The 646-nt window shown below is 43.2% G+C and carries 1 protein-coding gene; it reads left to right on the top strand.

Translation table 11 applies throughout. The annotated features are described in order from the left end of the window. Positions 1-315: 315 nt before the first annotated feature. The coding region (gene zapG / locus KIV40_RS28275) for a Z-ring associated protein ZapG (protein WP_285352529.1) at positions 316-646 on the top strand (331 nt) is incomplete at its 3' end.

Below are 646 nucleotides of genomic sequence, written 5' to 3'. Positions count from 1 at the left end.
CAGTTGGTCGAGCGCCTGAACGGCTTGTTCTTGGGCTGGATCTCTTTGAAATCCATGTTCTTCTATATCTTGTTCGTATTTTTTAACGGGATTCATGACGACATTTCCACAATGAAATCGATATCAACCAGCAAAGGAAAAAGGGCTTCAACAGTACAATAGGCGGGGGCTGAGCGCTGTATGTGCAGCTTCAAACTGATAGCTAGCGCACACGCATTTCTCTTTATACTGTCGCTTTCTCATAGTACCATGAAGCTGCATTATGTGTAACTAAGCAGTAACAAACATGTTAAAAAACAACAATAAGGAGCTGTTATGCCTTGGATGTATGCCGTTGGCGGTTTACTAATCGGACTTATCTTAGGGGTTGCTATTTCTCGCCTCACGACCCCTGAGTACAAGAAGCAAAAAAATGTTCAAAAAGAATTAGACACAGCAAAGTTTGCCCTAGAGCAGCAACGCCAAGAGCTTGCAGACCACTTTGCTAAAACAGCTGAAATGTTGGATACGTTAGGTAAAGACTACACCAAGCTTTACCAACACATGGAAAAAACCAGCGCTGAGTTAATCCCCAACTTACCAGAACAGGATAATCCATTTGTGAAGACAGCTGCTGCACACTCAGACAAACCGTCAGAGAATGCAG

It is taken from the genome of Vibrio sp. D173a (assembly GCF_030248475.1).
The sequence above is the reverse complement of the archived record's forward strand: the minus strand, read 5'-3'. Positions and strand labels throughout refer to the sequence as shown.